This window comes from Frondihabitans sp. GW821-FHT04F02 (genome assembly GCF_059420045.1).
This window is the reverse complement of record NZ_JBWKSZ010000005.1, coordinates 14,817-41,196: the sequence shown is the minus strand read 5'-3', so window position 1 is coordinate 41,196 and position 26,380 is coordinate 14,817. Positions and strand designations below refer to the sequence as shown.

Sequence of the window (26,380 nt, the reverse complement as noted above, 5' to 3'; positions counted from 1 at the left end):
GACTGGCGCGGAGCCCGATCGTGGTGCCGCGAGGGCGCTACGGGACGACTGAGGCGCGAACCGGCACGGTGGCCGGGTGCGGCGCGACGACGGACCGCCACAGCACGGCACCGACGCCCGAGATCGAGGCGGCGGCCAGGACGAGCAGCAGCCTCGGAAGCCAGCCGGGCAGGCCGTTCGCGAAGGCGGCTGCTCCGGCGTCGTGCAGGAAGCCGCGGCCGGTCGGAGCGACCTTATGGCCGCGCTCCTGCGCGTAGAGCACGAACGAGATGCAGCTCCCGGCCCACATCACCGCGACGAGCACGGGGACGACCACGGCCACGACGCGCCGCCCGAAGAGCGACGCCCCGGTGCCGAGCAGCAGCGCGACCGAGAGCGACGACGGCAGGAAGTAGCGCCAGTTGTAGGCGCCATAGCCCACCGAGTGGCTCAGCTGGAGCAGGTACGACCCGAGCAGGTGTCCCGCGAACATGATGATGAGCAGGAACTGGGCCGCCCCGAGTTCCGGCACCCTCTTTCTGCGCGCCACGACCGCCGCCACGGTCAGCCCCGCCCCCACGGCGAACACCGCCAGGGAGGCCGCGTCGGCGATGTCGCCGAAGGCCGCGGTGCCGTGTCCGATGAGCCCGCGCGGGATGATCAGGTAGTAGTCGGGGTCGGTCAGCACGTCGACGAGGCCCCGGCGGGTGCGGCCGCTCACCTGGCTCACCTCGGTGGAGCGGTACCAGGCGCCGCTGAGCCCCGCGTTGCGGACGTAGAACCAGCCGAATGCGGCTGCGGGGACGCCGCCCAGCACCAGGAGCCGCAGGACGACCGCGCGGGCCGTGAGGAGTGGGCTGCGCCGGTCGGCGTGCACGATGCAGGCGGCGACGAGGGCGACGGCGACAACACCGACGGTCAGGACGGCAGTCGCCTTCGTGCCCAGCGCCAGCGCGGCGGCGACCGCGAGCAGCACGGTGAATCGCCAGGACGGCCCCGCGACGACCAGCCGCACGGCGATCGCCAGAGCCGCCATCGACAGGGCCGCGACGAGGGTGTCGTTGTACACGTCGCTCGAGTAGCGGAGGTAGGCGAAGGGGGCCCCGGCCAGGGCTGGGAGCGCGATCGCGAGGTGCACCCGATGGCGGCGGCCGACCATCCAGCCGACCCAGGCGGCCGCGAGGAGGCCGCCGAGGCCGAAGAGCGTGTTGGCGCCGCGGATGATGGCCACGGCGACGTGCCAGTGGCTCGACTCGAGCAACGGGCCGGCGAGCACGGCCATGACCGCGTAGTAGACGGGCGGGTGCGCTGAGGCGAGCTGGCGGCCGTCGTTGCCCTCGCTCGCGTAGGCGCCCGGTGTCCACTCGTGGCCGAGCGGGCCGGGGAGGTGGCCGTGGAGGACCTGCCAGACGTAGTCGAGGTGCTCGTAGCTGTCCACGGTGCCGGTCCAGGCCAGGGTGGCGCTGGCGAAGCCGGTGATCGCGAGGTAGCCGATCGAGACCAGTGCCACGCCGACGAGGACCGCGCGGTGCTCACGCCGTCGGTCGCGCGCGGCGCGCGGACGCATCGCGGCGGCGGTCGGAGCGGCTGTGGTCACCGGGCTGCGGTCAGTCGGCCCGGGCGGCGGCCGGAGCGTCGGCGACGGCCTCGTCGGTCGGCAGGGGAGCCTCGCGGTAGCGCCAGAGGACGACTCCGACGCCGAGGATTCCGATCGCGGCGACGGCGAGGAGGGCCGCAGGGGTCCAACCCGGGAATCCGTTCGCGAAGGCGAGCGCACCGGCGTCCTTCACCAGGCCCTGACCGGTCTTGGGCACGTCGCCGCGCACGAGCGAGTAGGTGACGAACGAGATGCAGTTCGTCACCCAGAGCGCGATGACGAGGGCGGGTGCGGCGATCGCGCCGCTGCGGCGGCCGATCGCGATGACGCCGATGCCGAGCACGAGGCCGATCGAGATCGTCGACGGCAGGAAGTAGCGCCAGTTGTAGGCGCCGTAGCCGATCGAGTGGCTGAGCTGCAGGAGGTACGAGCCGGCGAGGTGGCCGAGCAGCATGATCACGATCAGCACGCGCACGGTGCTCCAGCGGAACGAGCGGCGCACCAGGGCGACGACCGTCACGATCAGGGTCACGGCGAAGGCGGCGAAGAAGATGACCATCGACCACGCCTGCGCCGTCTCGACGAACGCGGCCGGCCCACGGCCGACGAGGCCCTGCGGCACGATCAGGTAGAAGCTCGGGTCGGTGAGGTTGTCCATCAGCGTGCGGTTGGAGCGCTCGCCGATCGCGGTCTGCACGCTCGAGCGGTACCAGTCGCCGGAGCGCAGGTAGTTGGCGACGAAGTACCAGCCGAACGCGGCGATCGGAGCGGCGCCGATCACGGCGAGGTGGCCGATCATGCGGCCGATCGACCGACCGATGCTGCGGCCGGCGGGGTGGACGAGCGCCGCGGCGACGATGGCCACGGCGACGACGCCGAGCGTGAGGACATAGGTCGCCTTCGTGCCGATGGCCAGCGCGCCGACCACGGCCAGGAAGGGAGTGACCCGCCACGACGGCCCGCGCATCAGAGTGCGCGTGGCGAGCGTGAGCGCGATGAGCGAGAGCGCCGTGACGAGCAGGTCGTTGTAGACGTCGGACGAGAAACGCAGGTACGAGAAGGTCGCAGTGGCGACGGCGGGCAGGCCGATCGCCAGGCGGACGCGGAGACGGCCGCCGATCATCCAGCCGAAGAAGGCGGTCGTGACCAGGCCGACGAGGCCGAAGAAGGCGTTCGCGAGGCGGATCATCTCGACCGCGACGTGCCAGTGGCCGTCGACCAGCTGCTGGCCGGCAAGGAGCGACATCAGGAAGTAGTAGAAGGGCGGGTGCGCCGAGGCGTACTGGCGGCCGATCGCACCCTCGCCCGGGTAATTGCCGGGCGTCCACTGGTGGCCGTTGGGCTGGGGGAGGTGGCCGAGCGTCACCTGGTAGACGTAGTCGAGGTGGTCGTAGCTGTCGCCGGTGCCGATCCACGGGATGGTGATCGTCGCGAAGCCGGTGATCGCGAGGTAGCCGAGGGCGACGAAGGCGACGCCCAGAATAGCGACCCGGCGGTCGTGGCGGAGCAGTCGCAGGGCCAGGCGGCTGGTGGTGGGTCGGGTGTCGGTCAGGTCAGACAACAGCGGGCCGGGCCTCTCTCGGGAGATCGGGGCGCGGTCGTTCGAGTGCGGCGCGCGTCGTGCGGATGATGGTCAGGACGAGGGCGACGGCGACGAGGGCGAGCACGAGGACGATGCCCTCGGGGCCGACGGGGGTCGAGTAGGCCCACGTGTAGAGGCCGTCGTAGTCGACGGCGAGGTACGACTTCTCGAAAGCGCCGCGGTACTCGACCGACAGGCCGTAGAGGGTGAGGGCCGGGGCGCCGATGGTCACGACCCGCGCGGCGAGGCGCCGCATGCGCTCGCTCGTCACGGCCGCCGACCAGGCGATCACGCTCAGGGCGAGCAGCGCGACGATCGCGACGTAGAAGTAGCGGCCCTGGGTGCCGTAGATGCGCGCCGTGCGGTCGAAGATCCGCCAGATGTTGAACAGCAGGAGCGCGAGCGTGACGGTCGGCATGACGGCCAGGGCCAGCGCCGTCCGCCGGTTCACTCCCCGTCGGAACGCGAACGCTATGACGATGCCGACCGCCAGGACGGTGAGCGTATCGGTGACCACGTTCAGCATCGGGTACCGGAGCAGCCCGAACTTGCCCCAGAACGAGGCCGGCACTCCGTTCCAGACGTTGGTGAGGAAGACGCCCGGGTCGGGACCCTTGCCGGGAGGCCAGACGGCTGTCGGGTGCACGTCGGCCAGGCCCGAGGGCTGGAAGTCGTGGTACAGGTACAGGTTGCGGAGCCACCACCAGCCGCCCAGGACGAGGGCGACGGCCAGGGCGACGAAGGCGTGCAGGATCCTGCGTCCCCACCGGTCGACGATCGGAGCCGCGATCAGCATCCCCACTGCGACGAACGGGACGGCGGGCAGGCCCGTGCCCTTGGTGAGAAGCATCACGCCGAGGACGACGCCGATCGCGACGACGTCGCGCCAGCGCTGGGCGCCTGTCAGGTAGCGCGCGACGAGCCAGGTCAGGCCGCCTCCGAGGAGCATCATCGGCGCGTCGTTCGTCACCGAGGCGGCGATCTGCTGCAGCTGCGGAACGGCGAACAGGCCCATGGCGCCGAGGACGGCCAGCTTCGGCGACCGGGTCAGGCGGCGGACCGTGGCCCAGACGAGCAGCGGGAGGGGGAGCACGAGGAGCACGTCGAACAGGCGGAGCGCGGTGACGACGAGGTCCCAGCGCAGGCTCTCGAAGTGGATCGCCTTGAGCACCAGACCGGCCACCGCGTAGTACAGCGGCGGGTGCTGGGTCATCTGGTCGACGACCTTGCTGTAGCCGGGGTTCGCGGTGAGAAGCTCGCCGAACGTCGACCGGTCGGCCGCCGGCAGGGCGATCTCGTCGTTGATCGAGTGGCGCACTCCGGAGAGGTAGTGGGCGGAGCCGGGGGCCGGCCACGTGTGCTCGCCCTGGAGACGGATGGCCGAGTTGACGTGGGCGGGTTCGTCGGGAGCCCCGTACATCGGGGTGAGCACGGCCCACAGCACGAGCACGAGGCCCCAGCAGACGGTGATCACGGCGAGGGTGGAGCGGCGTTCGGCCAGCGTCCCCCCGGCGCGCGCGGCCCCCCTCCGCGCGCTCATGCGGCCGCGGCCGCCGCCCGGGCGAGGGGTGTGACGGCGCAGGTGCGCCAGACGCGGACGAGGGCGAGCACGCCGGCGACGAACAGCAGGACCAGGATCGCGGCGAGGCCGACCCGGCCGACCGGTGTCACGTAGAAGAGGTGCTTCAGACCGGTGGGCGTCACACCCAGGTTGGTCTGCTGATAGAAGGCGCGATACGCCACCGACAGGCCGTACAGTCCGATCGCCACGGAGCCCACGCTGACGATGCGCCCGACACGCTGGAGCGAGCGGGGTTCGGTGACCAGCGTCCGCCAGGCGATGGCGCTGAGAGCGATGCCGGCGACGATCGCGGGGAACAGGTAGCGGCCCTGCACGCCGTAGATGCCCTGCGTGTGGCCGTAGGTGCCCCACGACTTGGCGACGAGGGAGACGAGGTAGATGCCGGGCATCAGGGCGAGGAGGGTCGAGGTGAGCCAGTTCCTGCGCCGGAATCCGTAGGCCACGATACCGAAGAGCACGAGCACGGTGAGGATGTCGACGAGGATCGGCGTCATCGGGTAGCGCGCCTTGCCGAACTGGCCCCAGAACGTGCCCGAGAGGCCGTTCCAGAGGATGTTGAAGAAGGCGCCGAAGTTGCGTGTCTGGCCCTCGGGGAACGGCGAGCCGGGGCGCACCGCATCGAGCCCGGACGGCTGGAGCGAGTGGTAGACGAGCAGGTTGCGGAGCCACCACCAGGCGCCGATCAGCGCCGTGACCCCGCCGGTGACGACGACGCGCAGGAGGCGGCGGCCCCAGGTCAGCTCGGTGCGGCCCCCGAGCAGCACGACGAGGGCAGCGAAGGGGATGAGCGGCAGGGCGGTGCCCTTGACCAGGGCGGCGGCCCCGAGCACGACGCCCAGCCAGACGACGGTGCGCCAGCGCAGGTCGCCGGTGAGGATGCGCGAGCCGAGCCAGGCGACGACCGCGCCGGCGAGGATCAGCACGGAGTCGTTCGTGATCGACGAGCCGATGGAGGCCAGCTCGGGCACGGCGAACAGGGCCATCGCCGAGACCAGCGCCATCTTCGGCGACTTCGTCAGGCGGCGGACGGTGGCCCAGATGAGCAGGGGGAGAGGCGCGACCAGGAGGCAGTCCATCAGGCGCAGCGCGATCACGCTGATGTCCCACCGCAGGTCGCCGAAGTGGATGACCTTGAGCAGCACGGCGCCGACCGCGTAGTAGGTCGGCGGGTGCTGCGTCATCTGGTCGACGGTCTTGGTGAGGCCGGGGTGCTGGTCTTGCAGCTCGCTGAACGTCGGCCGGTCGGCGGGCGCGACGCTCGGCGCGGTCTGCTCCATGGCGCGGACGACCTGGGTGACGCGGGCGTCGCCGGGGGCCGGCCAGCCCTCACCGAGAGCCAGGCGGACGACCGAGTTGTAGTGCGTCGACTCGTCAGGAGCCTGGAACATCGGCGTCAGGGCGGCCCAGAGGGCGAGCAGGAGGGCGAAGGAGGCGGTGATGACCGCGATGGTGAGGCGTTCGGAGCGGGGCGACCTGTCAGTCGCCATAGCGCTGCAGCTTCTGGTAGTCGAGGCTCTCCTCGGCGAGGGTCCGGTTGATCCTCGTCAGATCGGCCACCACGCCTATGACGAGAGAGAGCAGGGCGCTCACTATGAGCAGGAGGCCGAGGAGCAGCGACTGGATGTTCTGGCCGGCGTCGTGCGTCGCGAGGAGCACGAGGTAGCGGATGAACGGGATGAGGCCGCAGACGGCCAGCACGGCGCTGATCCACATGAAGAGGGCGACCGGGCGGTACATGAGGTAGGCGCGGACGATCGCCGAGCCCGACTGGAACATGTGCTGGAAGATGTTGGAGAACAGCCGCGACTCGCGCGTCTTGGCGTTCGTCGTGATCGGGATGCTCGTGATCGCGAGGCGCTTGTAGCCGGCCTGCACGATCGTCTCCATGCAGTAGCTGAACTGCGTGACGATGTTGAGGCGGATCAGCGAGTACTTCGAGTACGCGCGGAAGCCGGAAGCGGCGTCCGGCAGGTCGAGGCCCGCCGCACGGCTGACGACCCAGCTGCCGAGCTGCTGCATCGCCTTCTTGAAGCCCGAGAAGTGCTCGATGGTCTTCGTCTGGCGGTCGCCGACGACGATCTCGGCCTCTTTGCGGAGGATCGGCTGAACCAGCTCGGGGATCATCGACTGCGGGTACTGGTTGTCGCCGTCGGTGTTGACGACGATGTCGGCCCCGTGCAGCAGGGCGTAGTCGACCCCGTCGCGGAAGGAGCGCGCGAGACCCATGTTGCGCGTGTGCGTCACGAAGTGGGTCACCCCGTACGACTTGGCGACCTCGACGGTGCGGTCGGTGCTGCCGTCGTCGATGATGAGGATCTCGATCTCGTCGATGCCGGGGATCTCGGTGGGCATCGACTCGAGGACGGCGGGAAGCGTCGTCTCCTCGTTGAGGCAGGGGATCTGAATGAAGAGTTTCACGCGGGTATGAGTCCTGATTCGGTGCGAGCCGGCGGCGCGGCCTCGATCGCGGGGCCGTGGACGGCCGATCGCTGCGGGGTAAACCTCAAGGAGTTTACATGGGGGTCAGCGACGGATGCGCCTCGCGGCATCCCCGAGCTGGTCGACGATGCGCACGACCTTTCTCGCGCGCTGGGCGGCGAGCTCGGCTCGGACCACCTCGAGCTCGTGCTCGAGGCCCCTGGCGTGCGCATCGAGCTCGGCGATCCGGGCCGATGACGTCTCGTAGGCGTGCTGCGCGCGGTCGCGATCGCGCGCGGCTGCGGCGTCGCGTGCCGTGAGGAGCACGCCCACGGCGCTCGCCCGGCCGGTCCGCTCATCGGAGGCCCCGACGTCGGCCGGGTAGGCGCTCCGATCGACGTCCAGCCCGGCGAGGAACTCGCCGAGGCTCTCGTCGCGGGTGAACGGACCCGTCACGGCCTCGGCCTCGGTGACCATCCGCGCGGCGTAGTAGTAGAAGAGCGAGCCCTCCTGGTAGCGGCGGTAGTCGAGCATGCCGTGGTGGTTCGGGCTGGGCATCAGCGTCGGGTTGGCCTCGTAGGCGCGGCCCGAGATCTCGACCTTGTTGCTCAGCTGCTTCCACGAGCGCCAGGGCAGGTGGACGACCTCGACGGCGAGCTCGGCCGGCGGCTGGCCGCCCGAGGCGATGCTGACGAAGTGGTTGCCCTGCACGACCGTGATGTCGGGGGCGCCGACGTGGATGGCGTTGTGCGTCGGCTGGGCGAGCACGCCGCGCTCCTTGAGCTCGTCGTTGGAGCGCTCGTCGCGCCAGACGAGTCGGTCGATGCCAGCGCCCGACTCCGCGATGGAGCCGACCATGTTCACGACGGGCGCGGTGAACGATCCGAGCCCGGTGTCGATGCGCTCGAACACGTCTCGGAGGGTCAGCGAGCGATCGACCGGGCGCAGGAACTCGTCGGCGTCGGCGTTCACGACCCAGTCCGCGGAGTGCTGCGTGTACGCGTCCCTCGCCATCTGCGTCACGACGGTGCCCTGCTGCTTGCGCTGCACCGGGTCGTGGCGGAGGTCGACGAGCCCCCTGTCGGCGTAGCCCTGGAGAATCTCGGCTGTGCCGTCGATCGAGCCGTTGTCGGTGACGATGATCGCGTCGGCCCCCTGGGCGACGTGGTAGTCGACCCACTGTCGGATTATGTCGGCCTCGTCGCGGACCATGGCGGTGACGACCAGTTTCATCGGAGCTCCCTGTATTCGCTCTAGGGCCTGTGCTGGCGCGAAGGCGTGGTGTCTTGCCGGCCTGCTGCCGCAGCGCGTGCTGCATGCGCCGCCGGCGCCGGCGGCATGCGAGACGCAGGCTCAGGCGCTGGGGCGTCCGTGCATCCTGGCACGGATTCCGAGCCCGGCCCGGAGGGCCAGCCGGAGTGGCAGGAGATACCAGCCGCGGTACTTCGACGCGAGGAAGCGGTACGCGCTCCGGTGGTGGGCTCGTCGCATCATGTCGGACGACTCGCGCGTCGAGTGGGCGCCGACGTGGGTGACGCGCGCGCGGGGCTCGTAGACGTTCGAGAACCCGGCGCGGCCGATGCGGTAGCCGAGGTCGACGTCTTCGAAGTACATGAAGAAGCCCTCGTCGAATCCGCCCAGGCGGTCGAAGAGCGGACGCCGGACCAGCAGGCAGGCGCCGGACAGCCAGCCGGTCGTGCGGCGCGACTCGTGGTCGCCGTCGCTGCGGTAGGAGCGGCTCCACGGGTTCGAGGTCCAGATGTTGGCGAAGAGCGCGTGGCCGAGGCCGGTGCGGAGCGATGGCACGCGCCGAGCCGACGGGTAGAACTCGCCGTCGGTCTCGAGGATTCCGGGGCCGACGGCTCCGATCTCGCCGTCGGCCGTCGCGACCTCGAGGAGCGCGTCGACGACGCCCTCGGACAGGATCACGTCGGGGTTCGAGACGAGCACCCACTCGATGTCGGCGGGCAGCGCCTCGACGGCGCGGTTCACGGCGGAGCCGTAGCCGTCGTTGCTTCCGAGCTCGAGGAAGGTGCCGCCGACGGCCTCGGTCGATCGGCGCGCCTCGTCGGGGTCGCGGGAGTCGTTGTCGGCGACGACGATCGGACAGGGCGTCCCGGTAGCGCGGGTCGCGGAGGCGAGGAAGTCGTCGAGGTACCGGCCCGAGTTGTAGCTCACGGTGACGATGGCGACGGAGGAGGTGTTCATCGCGCGACCCGCCGAGGGGTGGTCGTCAGATGAGGGTCTGCTCCGTAGGCCCGCACGTGAACCTCGGCGCATGCCTTCCATGTGAACAGTCTGGCACGCTCGGCTCCGGCGGCCGACAGGCTGCGCCGGAGGCCCGGGTCGCCCGCGAGGCGGAGGATGCCCGCCTCGATGCCGTCGCGGGTCGGCTCTGCGTACTCGACGGCTTCGCCGCCGACCTCGGGGATCGCCAGGCGGGGAGCGGTCAGGACGGCCGCGCCCGTCGACATGGCCTCGAGCACTGGGAGGCCGAAGCCCTCGGCGCTGGACGGGTAGACGACGAAGCTGGAGCCGCCGAGGAACGCCGCGAGGTCGTCCAGGTCGAGGTAGCCGACGTAGCGGACCGGCGCGGCGGCCTGGTTGCCTGCGGCGGTGAGGAGGGCCGCCGCGTCTTCGTCCCAGCCGAGGCCCCCGGCGACCAGCAGCGGCGGCACGCCGGGGTCGGCCTGCCGTGCGGCCTCGTGGGCGCGGATGAGCGCACCGACGTTCTTTCGCGGCTCGACGGTCCCGAGGAAGGCGATCCAGCCCTTGGCCGTGTCGAGCGAGAGCCCGCGCGCGAAGCGCGTGACCTCCTCGCGCGTCGGCGCGTGAAACACCTCGGGGTCGACGCCGTGCAGGGCGACCTCGACGCGGCGGGCCCTGCCGGCGAAGCGCTGCATCTCGTCGGCGGTCGCGCGGCTCGGCGTCACGACCACGTCGGCGAGGCGGCGGGCCAGCCGGATCCAGGTCGTGAAGAACACGCGCTTGAGGCGGCCGTGATCGTCGGGACGGCTGAAGAACGTCGCGTCGTGGATCGTCACCACCCGGCGCCCCCGGGCCGCGATCGGGAACGTGTAATGGGGGGAGTGGATCGTCGTCGCGCCCAAGCGGGCCGCGAGCCGCGGGAGGCCGGTCTGCTCCCAGGCCAGGCGGACCGGCCGAGCGCTCACGATGCCGGGCACCTCGACGTAGTGGTGCTCCGGCGCCTGCGGACGCAGCCACGCGACGTCCTCGCGCTTCACCGCCACGTGGATTCGCATGCCGGCGTCGGTGAGGCCCGAGAGCAGCCCGGCGAGGTAGCGCGCGACGCCGCCCTTGTTGGGCGGGATGGACGTGGCGTCGAGCAGGACCGGTGCCGTGTCGCGCGAAGGGTCGGGCGGCGTCACCGGATCAGCCGGCGATCTGCCGCATCGACGAACTCACGCGCACGGTGCCCTCGCCGTCGGGGTCGTCGGCCATCACGAAGCGCGCGGCCTCGCGCTTGATGGCAATGTGCGGACCCGCGGGCTCGGCGAAGAACGCGTGCAGGAAGAAGGCGCCCCCGCCGAACTGCACGTTCTCGAGGCGGAACTCGACCGTGGCCGTGCCGCGCATCGGCGGCATGGTGATCCCGAGGAACTTGCTCGACGTGCCGTAGACCGGCTGGCCGAGATTGTTCTCGATCTTGAAGCCGGCGTTCCAGCGGTCGAGCGGAGTCTCGTGGCTGTACTCCATCGTGACGATGAGGTTGTCGCCCGGGCGGAAGTCCTCGCCCTCGGCGCGGCCCTCGGCGCGGACGGTGCCCGAGAGCACCTTGCCCGGCGTGATCTCGGCCTTGGCCTCGCCCTGGGCCGTGGCCTCGGCGACGCGGCGGTCTTCGAGGATGTCGCGGAAGTTCTTGACGGCTTCGCGCGCGCTGCCCTCGAACTGCACCTCGCCCTTCGCGAGGACGACGGCGCGGTCGCACAGCTCCTGCACCTGGCCGAGCGAGTGGCTCACCAGGATGATCGTGCGGCCCTGCTCCTGGAACTCGTGGATCTTGTCCATGCACTTGCGCTGGAACGCCTCGTCGCCGACCGCGAGGACCTCGTCGACGAGGAGCACGTCGGGGTCGGTGTGGATGGCGACGGCGAAGGCGAGCCGCACGTACATGCCGGACGAGTAGAACTTCACCTGCGTCTCGATGAAGTCGCCGATGCCGGCGAAGTTCAGGATGTCGTCGAACTTCGCCTCGGTCTCCTCGCGCGACATGCCGAGGATAGCCGAGTTGAGAAAGACGTTCTCGCGACCGGTGAGGTCGGGGTGGAAGCCCGCGCCGAGCTCGAGCAGCGCCGCGAGGCGACCACGGCGCTTGATCGAGCCGGTCGTCGGCTCGATGATGCCGCCGATCGCCTTGAGCAGCGTCGACTTGCCGGAGCCGTTCGGGCCGAGGAGGCCGATCGTCGAACCGGCGGGGATCGTCAGGTTGACGTTCTTGAGCGCCCAGAACTCCTCGGAGTTGCGACGGCCGGTGCGGCCGAGCGTGACGATGCGCTCCTTGAGCGAGTTGTCCTTGCGGATCACGAACTTCTTGGAGACGTTCTCGATCGTGACGACGGTGGGGTGGTCGGCCGAGGCCGGGGTGCGCGAGGCCGGGCGGCTCGAAGTGGTGTCGATGCTCATGGGGTGCCTACAGTTCCTGCGCGAAGTTGCCCTGGAGCCGCGAGAAGACGCGGTGGAAGACGTACACGAGCACGAGCCCGATGACGCCCGCGACGCCCATCTTCAGGAGCATGTCGGCCGGGTAGTCGTTCTCGGCGCCGCCGAGCCAGAAGGCGCGGTGGAAGCCGAGCACGGCCAGGGTGATGGGGTTGTCGGTGTAGATGTGGAGGAGCCACTCGCGCGACCCGGTGAGGCGGGTGGCGACCGTCGACCACGCGTAGACGATGGGGGAGGCCCACATGAGCAGCATGAGCACGATCTCGACGAGATAGCCCATGTCGCGGAGGAAGACGTTGGCCGCCGAGAGCAGGAGGCCGAGGGCGAGGCCGTAGATCAGGATCAGCAGCGCCGAGGGGAAGAAGTAGAGCAGGTCGAGGTGCGCCGGGAACTCGCCGAAGACGACGGTCGCGATCAGCAGCACGACGAGCTGGATGCCGAAGTTGAACAGCGCTGATCCGACGCTCGCAAGCGGGTAGATCTCGCGTGGGACGTACACCTTCTTGATCAGGCCGGCATTGGCGACGATGGACCCGGTGGAGCCGGCGACGATGTCGCTGAACAGGTTGTAGACCGTCAGGCCGCAGAAGACGTAGACGGCGAAGTTGTCGATGCCGCGAGCGGCGCCGAGGATGTTGCCGAGGATCACGTAGTAGATGGCGAGCTGCGTGATCGGGCGGATCAGGGTCCAGAGGAATCCGAGCGCGGAGTCTTTGTACCGCGACTTGAGGTCGCGGCGGATCAGAAGGTCGAGCAGGCGCCCGTGCGCGATCACGTCGCGGATCGTGCCGAAGAAGCCGGTGAAGGCTCCCGTCGGCTGCCCGGCGACCTCCATCGGCTCGGCCTTGAGCTTCTCGTAGCGGCTGGCCGCCTGGGCAGCCGCCGAGAGGGTCACCTCGGACACCCTCGGGGGGCGGGGCGTGATGGTGGTCATGGGTCGTACCTCATCCTTGGAAAACCTGGAAACTCTACCCCGGCCCCCTGTGCCGGGGAACCGGGAGCGCCTCAGGCGGTCGCAGCTACTTTCCGTACTTGCTGGCCCGGGTCGTGGCGAGCCGGGTCTGGACCTTCGTCCGCAGGCCGCTGATGCCGCCGTCGGTGAGGTAGAAGCGAGCGAGCGCGATGTCGCGGCCGAGGCCGTGGCGCCCGTTGGCGATGCGGTGGAACTTCTCTTCGCTGGTCATCGGCGAGCGGCCCTTGACGGGCCGGACCACGCTGCCTCGCGACGGGGCCGACAGCGGCTCGCCCACGAGGGCGGCGCGGTCGGGCGCGACGTGCGGGTCGCGGCAGAACTCGACGAGGGGCGCGAGGGCGCGCTCCCAGGTGAACTCCTCGCGGATGCGGCTGACGTTCTTGCGCGCCTCGGCGATCGCCGCGTCGTCGTACAGCATCGACTCGAGGGCCGCGGCCAGGGCGTCGACGTCGCGCTCGGGCACGGAGACTCCCATGCCCTCGGAGCCGACGAGGTCGCCGAAGCTGTCGCCGCGCGTCGTGACGATGGGCAGGTTGGCCCACATGTAGTCGAGGATGCGCGTGCGGAACGAGAAGGTCGTCTCGATGTGGTCGTAGTGCGTCGAGACGCCGGCGTCGGCCTCGAGCAGGTAGTTCTGGCGGTCGTCGAGGGCCACCCACTGCTCGTTGAAGAACACGTTCTTGCCGCTCACTCCGAGCTGCGAGGCCAGCTCGCGGGTCTTCGAGACGATCGCCATCTCGGGCACGTCGGGGTTCGGGTGCGCGACGCCGAGGAAGAACAGCTTGACGTTCGGTCGGCGCTCGGCGAGCTGGGCGATGGCGCGGACGAGCGTCATCGTGTCGAACCAGTTGTAGATGCCGCCGCCCCAGATGACGACCTTGTCGTCCTCGCCGATGCCGGGCACGACGCCGCGGATCGCCTTGCGGGTCTTCTGCGGGGGAGTGGAGTCCATGCCGAAGGGCGCGATCGCGATGAGATTCTCGAGGTTCTCGTCGGCCGCGTAGTTCTCGGGGTTGATTCGGCCCAGGCCGGCGAGCTGGCCGAGCCAGAACAGGCGCTGGCGCTCACTGGCGCAGAGGAAGAAGTCGCCGCGGAGGAGCTGCTCGTTGAGCACGTCGGTCGACGACTGCACCTGGTTCTTCCACTGGGCGAGACCCCACTCGCGACCCTGCTCGAGCTGCTCGAGGTGCATCGGGTCGTAGAGGTCGGCGATCATGATCTTGTTCGAGTGCTTGAGCGTCGTGAAGTGGTGCAGCGCGTGGCCCTGGAAGAAGATCACGTCGGCCCACTCCTCGTGGACCTTCATCTCGCGCTCGTTCTGCAGGCGGACGCGCTCGACCTCGAACTTGTCGGACTGCCGGTTCGCGACGTTCCAGGTCAGCAGGCGCACATCGCTGTGCTGCGACAGCGCCTCGGAGATCTTCCACGCGCGCATGGCCGGGCCGGCCATCTTCTCGCCGATCGCGTCGCCGGTGATGACGAGGATGTGGCGGCGCTGGGTGTGCTCGACGATGCCGAACGCGTCGACGATCGAGTGCAGGCCGTCGAGGAAGTAGTTGTCGGCGAACAGCGGCCGGAAGATGTCGCCGAAGAGGCGGAACAGGTCGCCGTCGGTGCGCTGGCGCTGCGACTGGAGCTCGTCGCGCGTCTCCTGCAGCGACGGGAGCTCGGTCACGAACTGGTCGAGGGCGAACAGGCCCGCGACAGTGTCCTTGTTGACCGGGGTGTCGCGCTCGAATTCGTCGGCCGCGCCGGTGAAGCGACGGATGTCGAACATCTCGGAGTCGAGACCGCTCTTGGCGACGGCGCGGCGCGCGAGCAGCGCCAGGGCGCCGGGCAGGAACTTCGCGAGGCTGTTGTCGTCGAGGTTCTTGAACAGCAGGATCAGGGCGTTGCGCTCGAGAAGGTACATCTCGCGGTACTCGCCGAACGACTTCATCGAGCCGTGGTGCTTGTGGTAGACGACCGACTCCGGGGCGAAGCGCACGCGGTAGCCGAGCAGGTTCAGGCGCCAGCCGAGGTCGACGTCGTCGTAGAACATGAAGAGGCGCTCGTCGAAGCCGCCGACCTCGAGGAAGATCGCCTTGCGGACGAACAGCGCACTGCCGGTGCCGAAGAGGATGTCGCGCGGGGTGTCGTACTCGCCGGTGTCGACCTCGGTGACCTTGTCTTTGTAGCCCATGCCGAACCAGGTGAGGCTGCCCTGGACGAAGTCGATGGCCTTGCCCTCCCAGTCGAGCACCTTCGAGCCGACGGCGGCGACCTTGGGGCTGACGCCGAACTGGCCGAGGGCCGCGCGGATCCAGTCGACGCTGGGCTTGGCGTCGTTGTTGAGGAAGGCGACGAACTCGCCGCGCGCCTTCTGGGCGCCGAGGTTCGAGCCGCCGGTGAAGCCGAGGTTCTCCTTCGAGACGATCAGCGTGACGTTCTTCTGCGCCCCCAGAGCGGCGCGGAGTCGCTCCTCGCTGTCGTCGCCCGACCCGTTCTCGACGATGACGATCTCGAGCTGCGACTCGGGCCAGTCGACCTCGTTGAGGCGCGCGACGCACTCCAGCGTGTCGTCGGTGCCGCGGAAGTTGATGATGACGACGGAGACGACACTCGAAGTGGATACTGACAAGGAGATGCCCCAAACACGTTGACAACAAGACGGATCGGCCCCGAGAGGCGGTCTCACTATAGTCAAGCGCCCCCGTGAGTCGTCCGCCCGCCGCACGGGGCTCGGGCACACTGGGGGGATGCGAGCCTCCGTCGTCGTCGTCAACTGGAAGCAGCCGGAGCTCACCCTGCGGGCGCTCGACGCCCTCGCGGCGCAAGAGATCGACGAGCCGTACGAGGTGGTCCTCGTCGAGAACGAGGCGGTGCCGGGTGCCGTCGACGTCTTCCGCGCGGCGCACCCCGACGTCGTGCTCGTCGAGGAGGCCTCCAACTCGGGCTTCGCCGGCGGCGTCACGCGCGGGATCGCCGCCGCCTCGGGTGAGGTCGTCGTGCTGGTCAACAACGACGCCGTGCCCGACCCCGCCTTCCTGCGCGAGGGGCTGGCGGCGCTCGATGCGGGCGGGCCCGAGGTCGCCGCCGTCAGCGCCGCCGTCGTGCTCGAGGGCCTCTTCGTCCGCACCTCCGGCCGCGGCGACGACGTGCTGGTCGGCCTCGACGGCACCGCCTGGAGACGGGCCGGGGCGCAGGAACTGCCCTCCGGCCTCAGCCTCATGAACGGCACCGGCGTCGAGCTCACCCGCGATGGCAACGGCTACGACCGCGACTGGCTTCGCCCCGTGGCCGACGTCTCCGCCGCCGACGGCTCTCCGGACGCCGACCCGTTCGGGTTCAGCGGGGGTGCCGCCTTCATCCGCCGGGCCGCCCTCGCCGAGGTCGGCGGCTTCGACGAGACCCTGTTCATGTATTACGAAGACCTGGATCTTTCGTGGCGCCTGCGGCTCGCCGGATACCGCATCGGCTTCGCCCCGAAGGCTCGGATCGTGCACCTCCACGCCGGCTCGTCGTCGAGCGGCTCGGAGCTGATCCGCCGGCAGAGCATGCGCAACCGGCTGGCCGTCGTGCTGCGCAACGGGAGCCTCGGGATGGTCGGACGGGTCGCGGTGCGCACTCTCGTCCGGATGCTGAAAGACCTGGTCGGGCCGGGGGGCGCCTATCTGCCGCGGGCTTCGTGGGGGAGGATCGCGCGGGAGGTGCCCTCCCTCGTGTCGAGGTCGGTGCGGGGGCGTGAGCGCCCCGAGTTCCTGCGAGCTTCCCGTCGAGAGGTGGAGAGCCGACTGCGCTGAGCCTTGGCGCGAGCTGAGCGGGCGTCCCCCGATTCGCCCCCTATCGGGGGACGCCGCGGCCCTGGCGGTTGTGACTGATGTGACTTACGGTGGAGAAGTCAAGTGCTCGGAAGAGCCCCTCGCAGGTCGACGTTCGGGCGTCGAACACTGGGATCACCAGGGGTTCTTCCGGGCCTGACCCATATGCCAGATGCCATTCGGGAGGCACCACCGTGTTCACGTACCCCACCGCCACGCCCATCGGGGCGCCGACGCTCGGGCACCGCCGGTGAGGTCGAGGCTCCGCCCCGCGCTCGGCATCGTCGCCGCGCTGACCGTGGCCGCGTCGACCCTCGTCGGGTTCGACGTCGCGCTCGCCGACACTCCGACGCCGACCAGCGCGGCCACCGCGACGGCCGCGCCCGCCGCCACCGCGTCGCCCTCGGTCACGCCGACCGACACCGCCTTGGCGCCGGCGAGCGACTCGCCGTCGGCGGCGCCGTCCGCGTCGGCCTCGGCCGAGCCGACGGATGACGCGTCGGCCACCGCGGACGCCCCGGCCGACTCCTCGCTCGCGGCCGACCCGTCGCTCTCGGTCCAGGACGCCGAGGGCAACCACACCATGGGCTCGACGATCGCCGAGAACGAGCCGAGCGAGCCGAACGCACCGGGCGCGTCGACGTCGCCGACCTCGTCGCTGCGGGTGCAGTCGAAGGCGGTCACCACGTCGTCCGTCTCGGGCGCGTCGAAGACGAGCATCATGGGCCTCGACGTGAGCGCGTACCAGCCGACCGTCAACTTCGCGACGCAGTACAAGAACGGCGCGCGCTTCGCGTACATCAAGGCGACCGAGAACACGACCTACAAGAGCGACACCTTCGCCAAGCAGTACGCCGGCGCGGCCACCGCCGGCCTGCTCCGCGGTGCCTACCACTTCGCCCACCCCGACGCCTCGGCAGCGGCGCAGGCCAGGTACTTCGTCGCCAACGGCGGCGGCTGGTCGGCCGACGGCAAGACGCTCCCGCCCCTGCTCGACATCGAGTACGGCGGCGCGAAGGGCGAGTGCTGGGGCCTCAGCCAGGCGGCGATGGTCTCGTGGATCTCGACCTTCTCGTCGACCATGAAGTCGCTCACGGGCCGCGCGCCCGCGATCTACGCCGGCTACTACTGGTGGAAGGACTGCACCGGCAACAGCAAGGCCTTCGGCGCCAACGCCCTGATGGTTCCGAGCTACGACCGCGACCTCTCGCAGGGCCCCGTCGGCATCGGTGCGAGCTGGTCGGACTGGACCATCTGGCAGTACTCCTCGACCGGCCCGTTCGCCGGCGACTCGGACGTCTTCAACGGCACCATGAACGAGCTCAAGGGCCTGGCGCTCCCGTCGTCCCTGGCCACGCTGCTGTCGTCGCCGAACGGCTATGTCGACTCGGTCACCACGGTGCCCGGCGGCATCAGGGTCCGCGGCTGGGCGATCGACCCCGACACCTACAAGTCGATCAAGGTGCACGTCTACACCGGGTCGAAGGTCACCGTCGTGACCGCGAACAAGTCGCGGCCCGACGTCGCCACGCAGATGCCCAAGTGGGGCGCCGCGCACGGCTACGACGTGACGATCGGCACCGCAAAGGGCTCGTACAAGACCTGCGTCTACGGCATCAATGCCGGCGCGAAGGGCGCCAACGCGCTCCTCACCTCCTGCTCCACCGCGAAGTCGCTCGGCACCAACCCGGTCGGCTCGTTCGACAAGGCCGTGGCCACGACGACGACCAGCGTCACTGCCAGCGGCTGGGCCATCGACGGCTCCACCGCCGCCTCGATCAAGGTCGCCGTGTACGTCGACGGCGCGCACAAGACCGCCGTCGCATCCACCACCCGCACCGATGTGGGCACGACCTACGGCGCCTACGGCTCGGCCCACGGCTATTCCGTGACCGTGCCCGCCGCTCAGGGCACGCACAAGGTCTGCGTCTACGGCATCAACGTCGGCACCGGGCCCAACTCGCGCATCGGCTCGTGCAAGACCGTCGTCGTGAACTACAAGCCCGTCGGCGTCGTCGACAGGATCACGCCGTCGAAAGGCGCCGTGACGGTCTCGGGCTGGGCGTACGACCCCGACGTCAAGACCAAGTCGATCCCGGTCGCGGTCTACCTCGACGGCCGCGGTGTGCGCACCACGGCGAGCACGTCGCGCGCCGATGTCGCCAAGGCGCATCCCGGCATCGGAACGAAGCACGGCTTCACGAAGAAGCTCTCGGCGTCGAAGGGCTCGCACAAGGTCTGCGTGTACGCGATCGACCCGTCGGGCCACGGCTCCAACCCGACGTTGAAGTGCTCCACCGTCACCGTGCCGTAGTGAGGCCGCCGAACCGCCTGATCGCGCTCGCCGTCGCAGCGAGCGCAGTGGCCGCCCTGCTCACCGGGCAGCTCCTGACCGCGCAGCCCGCGACGGCCGACATCCCGGTGGCCTCGCGGTTCGACTCGGGCAACATCATCAGCGACCAGGTGTTCTTCGACTCCGACGCCATGACGGCGGCGCAGATCCAGAGCTTCCTGACCGGCAAGACCGGCACCTGCGCCAACTCGCGCTGCCTGACCGTGCTGACGGCGACGACCACGTCGCGCGCCGCCGACGCGATGTGCTCGGCCTACACGGGGGCCCCGAACGAGAAGGTCTCGACGATCATCGCGAAGGTGTCGATCGCCTGCGGCATCAACCCCGAGGTGCTGCTGGTGAGCCTGCAGAAGGAGCAGGGCCTCGTCGGAGCGACGGCGCCCTCGTCGTACGCGATCGAGCGGGCGATGGGCTACGCGTGCCCCGACACGGGCAACGGCTGCGACCCGACCTACGCCGGCATCTACAACCAGATCTACCGGGCAGCCTGGCAGTTCAAGCGCTACGCCAACCCGGCGGGCACCTCGGCGGCCTTCACGACCTACACGCCCGGCAAGACGGTCGCCGTCCGCTACAGCCCGTCGTCGCCGTGCGGCACCAAGCAGGTCAGGATCGCCAACCAGGCGACGGCCAACCTGTACTACTACACGCCGTACACGCCCAACGCGGCCGCCCTCGCGAACCTGTACGGCACCGGCGACAGCTGCTCGGCCTACGGCAACCGCAACTTCTGGACCTACTTCACGAAGTGGTTCGGCTCGCCGACCGCGACCGGCCCCGTCGCCACGACAGCCGGCCACCTCGACTCGGCCGCCGGCGGCCTCGGCACGGTGAGCGTTCGCGGCTGGGCGCTCGACACCTCGACCACCGCCCCCATCAAGGTCGCCCTCTCGTTCGGCACCGCTGCGAAGACCGTCACCGCCGGCGCCACCCGCGCCGACGTGGCATCCGCCTATCCGGGCTCGGGCTCGAAGCACGGCTTCTCGGCCACCCTCGACGCGGATCCCGGCACCTACGACCTGTGCGCCACGGCGATCGGGGCCAACGCCGCCACCAGCCTCATCTCGTGCTCCCCGGTGACTGTCGCCGACCCCTCGCCCATGGGCTCTGTCGACTCCGTCCGGTCCGCCCCGGGCGGCATCGCCGTGCGCGGCTGGGCCGCCGACCCTGAGATCTCCGGGGCGATCCCTGTCCGAGTGACCATCGACGGCACGGCCGCGAAGACGCTCACCGCGTCGGCCGCCCGACCCGACGTCGCCAAGGCGTTCCCGGCCGTCGGCTCCGACCACGGCTTCGCGGCCACCCTCGCCGCCGCCGCCGGGACGCACACGGTCTGCCTCACTGCCGTGAACACCGGCCGGGGCGCCGACCGGCAGCTCGGCGCCTGCACCACGGTCACCGTGCTGCCGTCCGTCCCGACCGGGCGCCTCGACAGCGTCTCCTTCACGCCGAAGAGCCTGACGGTCAGCGGCTGGGCCGCGGACGGCGACACGATCGACCCGGTCCGAGTCGCCGTCTCCGTCGACAAGAAGCGCGTCACCGCCGCCGTCGCCGACCGCACCCGAGCCGACATCGGCCGCGCCTACCCGGCCTACGGGGCGTCGCACGGCTACTCGGTGACTGTCCCGACGACGCAGGGCACCCACTCGGTCTGCGTCTACGCGCTCAACGCCCCCGGCTCGACGGGCAAGAACGCCCTGATCCGGTGCGCCACCGTCACGACCGACAAGAAGCCCGTCGGGCGATTCGACTCCGCCACCGCGGTGAAGGGCGGCATCCGCGTCTCCGGCTGGGCGTTCGACCCCGACGACACCGCGGCGTCGATCCAGGTCGCGGTCTACGTCGACGGCACGTCCCGGCCGCGCCTCACGGCCTCCGGCTCCCGCCCCGACGTCAAGCGCGCGCACTCGCTCCCCACCTCCCTCCACGGCTTCGCAGGAACTCTCACGGCCGCCGCCGGCAAGCACTCCGTGTGCGCCTACGCCATCGACACCACCGGCGGCACCAACCCGCGGCTCGGCGTGTGCCGCGCTGTCACCGTCCGCTAGGCGCGGCCCACCCGCATCGGCGGCAGAAGATCCCCGCCGCGGCGGCGATCACCCGCCGCCGATGCGGGTCGGCGGCGTCGGCGCCGGCTACGACGGGGTGAGGTGCCGTCGCCACGAGCGCTTGCGCGCCGAGATCGTGGCGATGGCGACGAACAGCAGCAGAGTGCCCTCGAACAGCGGGTAGCTCTCGGCGGAGGCGGTCACGGCGATGAGCAGCAGCACGAGCGCCGGCCACGTGTAGGCGACGATCGGGTGCGTCGAGGCGGTCAGCCACGAGCGGGTGAACGCGAGGGCACCGGCGGCGAGCAGCATGACGACGCCGACGAGCCCCACCTGCAGCCAGGTGTCGAAGAAGGCGCCGAGCCCGGTCTCGGATGCCCGGCCGGTCGGCCCGGTGAGCAGGAAGAACGGGAACACGTCGGTCGGCCACTGCCCCGCGAAGCCCCAGCCGACGAGGCTGTGGAAGGGGATGAGCTCGCGGATCCTCGTCCACAGGGCCAGCCGCACCTCGAGGTCGCTGGTGGCGCCGAGCGCGGCGATAAGCCGGTGCCGCCCCACGTAGGCCAGCACCACGCCGAGCACCACCAGGAAGGCGAGGATGCCCTGCATCAGGGCGCGCCGCTCGGGCGGGCTCTGCCGGAGGAAGCGCAGCGCGATCGCCGCGACGACGAGCACGAGCACGGCGATCGACGTCACGGGCGAGCTCGCGAAGAACAGGGTGAGCAGCGCCAGGACCCCGGATGCCACGCCGACGCCGAGCGTGATCGAGCGGGTGAACCACTCCACCGCGAAGGTGATGAGCGCCAGAGCGGCGAGGAAGCCGAGGTAGTTGCGAGTTCCGGCGACACCCTGGATCGGCCCGCCGTTCGCGAGGTTGCCCTGGATGCCGAGGAACGAGATCGGCTGGTCGATCAGGATGCCCGACAGCACCTCGAGCGACAGCGACACTGTCAGCAGGATCCGCAGCGTGTCGCCGGTGGCGCGGATCACCTGCACCAGGTCGCGGCCGAGCGCCAGGTACATGCCGAGGCTGCCGAACGCGAGCGCGTAGAAGACGCCGCCGATCGAGACCCAGGTGTACTGGCTCCAGAAGATGGAGACGACGAAGTAGGCGAACAGCGCGAGCACCGACACCGGCAGGATCCCGTGCCACTCGATACGGTTGCGCGCCCCGAAGAGCGAGAGACCCGCCAGAACGACGAGCGTCGCGAGCACGGCGATCGATCCCGGCCAGCCGATCAGCGCGCGGACCGTGTGGATGCCGAGCGCATAGAGCAGGATCGTGACGGTCAGCGCCTGGCTGAACGTGCCGCCGGCCGAGAAGCCGATCCACGCTGACAGGTAGCGGCGCAGCGGGTCGCGGACGGGTGCGGCCTGGCTCATCGAGCGTCGGGGGCGGGAGTCGACCACCAGCGGTAGTTGTCGCGGCGCGTGGCGAAGCAGACGACGACCAGCAGGGCCCAGCCCCATTCGACGTTGAGGCGCGACTCGGCGAGGCCGTGCACGAGCATGATCGACATCAGCAGCATCGGCAGCAGGTCGAGCGTGTTCCACGGGGCGGGGCGGCCCGGGCCGAGCATCCGCCGGTCGGTGGCCCACCACCACGAACGGGCCGTCGTCGTGACGATGACGGCGAGGAAGAGCGCGAGCCCGATCCAGCCGATCTGAAACCACACGTCGAGGTAGGCGTTATGCGCCTGCAGGTAGACGACCCCGTTGCGCACGGCGAGCCCCTTGAACGGCTCGAGGTACGGCTGCCACCAGCCGGTCCAGCCCCAGCCGACGACCGGCCGCTGGATCGCGAGCTCGTAGACCGACTTCCAGATCGTGCCGCGGCCGGTGAGGTCGGGGCTCTTCTCCAGCACGCGCAGGATCAGCCCCCAGCCGACCGACACGGCCGCCGCGAGCGCTCCCGCCACCAGCGCCGCCAGCACCGCGACCATCCACCGCCGGCCGAGCCGCACCCGGCGCGCCAGCACCGCGAAGCCGAACACGAGCGCGGCGACGGCGAGGCACGCGAACACCGTCGACGAGCGGGTCAGGCCGAGCGCGAGCACCGAGGCGGCGATGCCGACCCAGGCCTGGCGCCGCTCGATGGAGCGAGCGTGCCACTGCACGGCCGTGACGGCCAGGGCGAGCAGGGCGTAGATCGCGAGCAGGTTGCTGTTGCCGGGCAGCCCCTGGATCTGGCCGCCGGTGAAGAGGGCGTCGCGGGTCCAGTAGAACGCGGCCGGGTGCGATCCCGAGCAGTCGACGTAGATCGGGCAGAACGGCTGCCGGACGAAGAGCGCGACGACGAGCTCGAAGAGAAGGGAGAGTACGACGATCGCGCGGAGCGCGCGGCCGAGCGCCTTCACGATGCCCTCCCACGACACGGTGACCGCGACCGCCACGGCGCCAGCGGTCGTCATCAGCTGCGTGCCGATGCCGAGCAGGGACCCCGCCCGGTAGTCGGACCAGATCAGCGACGCGATCATCCACAGCAGCAGCAGCCCGAGCAGGGCGGGGGAGCGGCTGGGACGCGGGGGGTTGCGGACCAGGAGGGCGACCGCCCACACGACCACGGCCAGGCAGACGACCGCCCACCCGGCCCAGTTGACCGAGTTGCGCAGCGCGTCGCCGAAGAACAGCACGCCGAAGACGACGGTGGCGAAGCCGGTGTGCTCGGCCGAGGGCCCGCGGGGCGCGACGTCGGCGCGCGGCAGGGGCTGGGTGACGGCCATGCGCCTCAGGTTACCGGGTCGGCCCATGGCGCCGACGCCCTGCGAGCCGAGCCGGCTAGACGAAGGCCGCCTGGCCGGTGATGCTGCGCCCGACGATGAGCGTGTTCATCTCGCGGGTGCCCTCGTAGCTGTACAGGGCCTCGGCATCGGCGAAGTAGCGGGCGACGTCGTAGTCGAGCACGATGCCGTTGCCTCCGAGGATCTCGCGCGCGTAGCCGACCGTCTCGCGCATGCGCGACGTCGTGAACGACTTCGCGAGCGAGGCGTGCTCGTCGCGCTGCGTGCCCTCGTCGAGAAGCTGCGAGACGCGCACGACCATGCCGAGCGAGGCCGTGATGTTGCCGAGCGACTTGACGAGCAGGTCTTGCACGAGCTGGTGGCTCGCGATCGTCTTGCCGAACTGGACGCGCTCGGACGCGTACTTCAGGGCGGCCTCGTAGGCGCCGATCGAGTTGCCGACGGCCGCCCAGGCGACCTCGGCGCGAGTGAGGCGCAGGACCTTGGCCGTGTCGCGGAACGAGTTGCCGTTCTGGAGGCGGTTCGACTCGGGCACGCGCACGTTCTCGAGGGTGATGTCGGCGTTCTGCACGATCCTGAGCGCCTGCTTGTTCTCGATCTTCGCCGCGGTGTAGCCCGGCGTCGAGGTCGGGACGACGAAGCCCTTGACCTGGCCGTCTTCGGTGCTCTTCGCCCAGATGACGGTGATGTCGCTGAACGTGGCGTTGCCGATCCAGCGCTTCGAGCCGTTGAGGATCCAGTCGTCGCCGTCACGGGTCGCGACGGTGCGGAGGCCCTGCGCCGAGTCGGAGCCCGAGAGGGGCTCGGTGAGGCCGAACGCGCCGATCAGCTCGCCGCTCGCGAGCCGCGGCAGCCACTCGGCCCGCTGCTCGGGGGAGCCGCAGACGGCGATCGAGCCCATCGTCAGGCCGTTCTGCACGCCGACGAACGTCGCGACGCTCGCATCCACGCGAGCGAGCTCGAGGGCGACCCAGCCGCGGAAGACGGCCGAGTTCTCGAACGGCTTCGTCTCGTCCCACGGCATGCCGAACAGCTTCAGGTCGGCGAGCTTCTGGATGATCTGCGTCGGGAACTCCGCGCGGGCCCAGTAGTCGTTCACCAGCGGCCGCACCTCGGCCTCGAGGTACTGGCGCAGCTCGGCCAGCACCGACTTCTCCTGGTCGCTGAGGAGGCTCTCGTAGCCGTAGAAATCGCTGGCGAGCGGCGCCAGCTGGGTCAGGGTCGTGTCGGACATCCGTGCTCCGTTGCTCTCGTGTCGGCGGCCGGCCCTCGTCGGCCGATCCGGAGGCGACGATAGGCCGATGCAGGACGACTGCCAACGGCCTTGGTAGTTTTGTCCAACGCCCAGGTGGGCGCGGTCGCGCCCGTTTGTAGAGGGGGGCCAAGCGATGGCCCACCACCCCGTCTCGATGAGGTCAGACATGTTCCTAGCCATCACCAACGTCCCGCGCGACTACGCGTGGGGCTCGACGACGGCGATCTCCGACCTGCTCGGCCGCAAGCCGACGGGCAAGCCCGAGGCCGAGCTCTGGCTCGGAGCCCACCCCGGGTCGCCGAGCATCGTCGTGAACCCCGCGGTGGTCGACGGCGCTGACACTCTGGCCGACTGGATCGCGGCACAGCCCGAGCGGGCGCTCGGCGCCGGTGGCCGCCATCTGCCCTTCCTGATGAAGATCCTGGCGGCCGCCAAGCCGCTGTCGATTCAGGCCCACCCGACTCCGCAGCAGGCGCGCGAGGGCTTCGACCGAGAGAACCGCGCCGGCGTGCCCCTGATCGCGACGGAGCGCAACTACAAGGACCCGTTTCCGAAGCCCGAGATCATCTACGCGCTCAGCGACGAGTTCGACGCGCTCTGCGGGTTCCGCACCGTCGCCGAGACCCTCGCCGACGTCGACGCCCTCGACGACTCGTCGGGGGCGTTCGAGCCGCTCCGCGCCCACCTCGCCGACTCGCTCGAGGCCACCGTGGCGTGGCTGTTCGAAGGCGACGACGCCCCGGCCCTGATCGAGGCCGTCAGCGCCGCGGCGACGGCGGCCGTCTCGAACGCCGGCGCGCACGCCGCCATCTCGCCCACCGTGGCGACCCTGGCCGACCTCGCAGCCGACTACCCGGGCGACCCCGGCATCGTCGTGGCGCTCCTGCTCAACCGGGTCACGCTGAAGCGCGGCCAGGCGCTCTTCCTGCCCGCGGGCAACATCCACGCCTACCTCGGCGGCCTCGGCGTCGAGCTGATGGCGCCCTCCGACAACGTCCTCCGCGGCGGACTCACGCCCAAGCACGTCGACGTTCCCGAGCTGATGCGCGTGCTCGACTTCGAGCCGCTCCCGGCGCCCTCCCTCGAGCCCGTCGAGGTCGGTCCCGGCGTCGAGCGCTTCGACCCCACCGAGGTCGGCTTCGCCCTGCTGCACGTGACCCCCGGCGACGCCGGAGCGGTCGTGCAGCTCGGCGGCCCGTCGATCGTCTTCGTCACGAGCGGCGAGCTGCATCTCAAGGGCCAGGACGGCAACATCAAGCTCGGCGCGGGCGAGTCGGTGTACGTCACCCCCGACGAATGGCGGCTCGCCGTCACGGGCACGGGCGAGGCGTTCGTGGCGACGGCGGCGTAGCCCGGTCAGGCGAGCTGGCGC

18 protein-coding genes are annotated in these 26,380 nt (G+C 70.4%); 4 read left to right on the top strand and 14 right to left on the bottom strand.

Annotation, left to right across the window (positions count from 1 at the left end; all coding sequences use genetic code 11):
- Positions 1–37: 37 nt before the first annotated feature.
- From AC07TY_RS14440 to AC07TY_RS14390, 11 genes are all read right to left on the bottom strand, one after another.
- Positions 38–1,576, bottom strand: a complete 1,539-nt coding sequence (locus AC07TY_RS14440) for a hypothetical protein (protein WP_494785761.1) — start codon at positions 1,574–1,576, stop codon at positions 38–40.
- Positions 1,577–1,586: 10 nt separating this feature from the next.
- Positions 1,587–3,137, bottom strand: a complete 1,551-nt coding sequence (locus AC07TY_RS14435; protein ID WP_123507271.1) for a hypothetical protein — start codon at positions 3,135–3,137, stop codon at positions 1,587–1,589.
- Positions 3,130–4,698, bottom strand: a complete 1,569-nt coding sequence (locus AC07TY_RS14430; RefSeq protein ID WP_494785760.1) for a glycosyltransferase family 39 protein — start codon at positions 4,696–4,698, stop codon at positions 3,130–3,132. The genes AC07TY_RS14435 and AC07TY_RS14430 overlap by 8 nt, the downstream gene beginning before the upstream one ends.
- Positions 4,695–6,227, bottom strand: coding sequence for a DUF2142 domain-containing protein (locus AC07TY_RS14425; protein ID WP_494785759.1), 1,533 nt, complete (start codon positions 6,225–6,227; stop codon positions 4,695–4,697). The genes AC07TY_RS14430 and AC07TY_RS14425 overlap by 4 nt, the downstream gene beginning before the upstream one ends.
- Complete coding sequence (locus AC07TY_RS14420; protein WP_123507268.1) at positions 6,217–7,158, bottom strand: glycosyltransferase family 2 protein; 942 nt, start codon at positions 7,156–7,158, stop codon at positions 6,217–6,219. The genes AC07TY_RS14425 and AC07TY_RS14420 overlap by 11 nt, the downstream gene beginning before the upstream one ends.
- 105 nt (positions 7,159–7,263) lie before the next feature.
- Positions 7,264–8,391, bottom strand: coding sequence for a glycosyltransferase family 2 protein (locus AC07TY_RS14415; protein ID WP_494785758.1), 1,128 nt, complete (start codon positions 8,389–8,391; stop codon positions 7,264–7,266).
- 120 nt (positions 8,392–8,511) lie between these two features.
- Positions 8,512–9,366: a glycosyltransferase family 2 protein gene (locus AC07TY_RS14410; RefSeq protein ID WP_494785757.1), complete on the bottom strand. Its 855-nt coding sequence runs from the start codon at positions 9,364–9,366 to the stop codon at positions 8,512–8,514.
- Positions 9,363–10,547, bottom strand: a complete 1,185-nt coding sequence (locus tag AC07TY_RS14405) for a glycosyltransferase family 4 protein (RefSeq protein ID WP_494785756.1) — start codon at positions 10,545–10,547, stop codon at positions 9,363–9,365. Before AC07TY_RS14405 ends, AC07TY_RS14410 begins: the two co-directional genes overlap by 4 nt.
- 4 nt (positions 10,548–10,551) lie before the next feature.
- On the bottom strand, positions 10,552–11,802 hold the full coding sequence (locus AC07TY_RS14400; RefSeq protein ID WP_123507265.1) for an ABC transporter ATP-binding protein: 1,251 nt from the start codon (positions 11,800–11,802) through the stop codon (positions 10,552–10,554).
- 7 nt (positions 11,803–11,809) lie between these two features.
- Positions 11,810–12,772: an ABC transporter permease gene (locus tag AC07TY_RS14395; RefSeq protein WP_233580070.1), complete on the bottom strand. Its 963-nt coding sequence runs from the start codon at positions 12,770–12,772 to the stop codon at positions 11,810–11,812.
- A gap of 85 nt (positions 12,773–12,857) precedes the next feature.
- Positions 12,858–15,431, bottom strand: a complete 2,574-nt coding sequence (locus tag AC07TY_RS14390; RefSeq protein WP_123507264.1) for a glycosyltransferase — start codon at positions 15,429–15,431, stop codon at positions 12,858–12,860.
- A gap of 118 nt (positions 15,432–15,549) precedes the next feature.
- Between AC07TY_RS14390 and AC07TY_RS14385 the strand changes: the two genes are divergently transcribed.
- The 3 genes from AC07TY_RS14385 (at position 15,550) to AC07TY_RS14375 (ending at position 21,012) form a co-directional block, all read left to right on the top strand.
- On the top strand, positions 15,550–16,593 hold the full coding sequence (locus tag AC07TY_RS14385; protein WP_494785755.1) for a glycosyltransferase family 2 protein: 1,044 nt from the start codon (positions 15,550–15,552) through the stop codon (positions 16,591–16,593).
- A gap of 268 nt (positions 16,594–16,861) precedes the next feature.
- A complete protein-coding gene (locus AC07TY_RS14380) occupies positions 16,862–18,925 on the top strand; it encodes a GH25 family lysozyme (protein WP_494785754.1) in 2,064 nt (687 codons plus the stop codon).
- Positions 18,925–21,012, top strand: a complete 2,088-nt coding sequence (locus AC07TY_RS14375) for a LasA N-terminal domain-containing protein (protein ID WP_494785753.1) — start codon at positions 18,925–18,927, stop codon at positions 21,010–21,012. Before AC07TY_RS14380 ends, AC07TY_RS14375 begins: the two co-directional genes overlap by 1 nt.
- Positions 21,013–21,099: 87 nt before the next feature.
- Here AC07TY_RS14375 and AC07TY_RS14370 read toward each other — a convergent pair whose 3' ends face one another.
- The 3 genes from AC07TY_RS14370 to AC07TY_RS14360 are packed head-to-tail and all read right to left on the bottom strand — an operon-like array spanning position 21,100 to position 24,987.
- Entirely contained in the window at positions 21,100–22,422 is a 1,323-nt protein-coding gene (locus AC07TY_RS14370; RefSeq protein WP_494785752.1) for an O-antigen ligase family protein, read from the bottom strand.
- Positions 22,392–23,735 carry an O-antigen ligase family protein gene (locus AC07TY_RS14365; protein ID WP_123507259.1) on the bottom strand — a complete coding sequence of 448 codons (1,344 nt, stop codon included), beginning with the start codon at positions 23,733–23,735 and terminating at the stop codon, positions 22,392–22,394. Before AC07TY_RS14365 ends, AC07TY_RS14370 begins: the two co-directional genes overlap by 31 nt.
- 55 nt (positions 23,736–23,790) lie before the next feature.
- Positions 23,791–24,987, bottom strand: a complete 1,197-nt coding sequence (locus AC07TY_RS14360; protein ID WP_123507258.1) for an acyl-CoA dehydrogenase family protein — start codon at positions 24,985–24,987, stop codon at positions 23,791–23,793.
- Between the two features lie 187 nt (positions 24,988–25,174).
- On the opposite strand from AC07TY_RS14360, the gene manA reads away from it, so the two are divergent.
- Positions 25,175–26,359, top strand: coding sequence for a mannose-6-phosphate isomerase, class I (manA, locus tag AC07TY_RS14355; protein WP_494785751.1), 1,185 nt, complete (start codon positions 25,175–25,177; stop codon positions 26,357–26,359).
- Positions 26,360–26,380: the final 21 nt, after the last annotated feature.

What these genes read in the sequence shown, in the direction of transcription:
- AC07TY_RS14430 (WP_494785760.1), bottom strand. Translation starts at nt 4,698, where the DNA reads ATGAGCGCGCGGAGGGGGGCCGCGCGCGCCGGGGGGACGCTGGCCGAA.
- AC07TY_RS14425 (WP_494785759.1), bottom strand. Translation starts at nt 6,227, where the DNA reads ATGGCGACTGACAGGTCGCCCCGCTCCGAACGCCTCACCATCGCGGTC.
- AC07TY_RS14415 (WP_494785758.1), bottom strand. Translation starts at nt 8,391, where the DNA reads ATGAAACTGGTCGTCACCGCCATGGTCCGCGACGAGGCCGACATAATC.
- AC07TY_RS14410 (WP_494785757.1), bottom strand. Translation starts at nt 9,366, where the DNA reads ATGAACACCTCCTCCGTCGCCATCGTCACCGTGAGCTACAACTCGGGC.
- AC07TY_RS14400 (WP_123507265.1), bottom strand. Translation starts at nt 11,802, where the DNA reads ATGAGCATCGACACCACTTCGAGCCGCCCGGCCTCGCGCACCCCGGCC.
- AC07TY_RS14395 (WP_233580070.1), bottom strand. Translation starts at nt 12,772, where the DNA reads ATGACCACCATCACGCCCCGCCCCCCGAGGGTGTCCGAGGTGACCCTC.
- AC07TY_RS14385 (WP_494785755.1), top strand. Translation starts at nt 15,550, where the DNA reads ATGCGAGCCTCCGTCGTCGTCGTCAACTGGAAGCAGCCGGAGCTCACC.
- AC07TY_RS14365 (WP_123507259.1), bottom strand. Translation starts at nt 23,735, where the DNA reads ATGGCCGTCACCCAGCCCCTGCCGCGCGCCGACGTCGCGCCCCGCGGG.
- AC07TY_RS14360 (WP_123507258.1), bottom strand. Translation starts at nt 24,987, where the DNA reads ATGTCCGACACGACCCTGACCCAGCTGGCGCCGCTCGCCAGCGATTTC.
- manA (WP_494785751.1), top strand. Translation starts at nt 25,175, where the DNA reads ATGTTCCTAGCCATCACCAACGTCCCGCGCGACTACGCGTGGGGCTCG.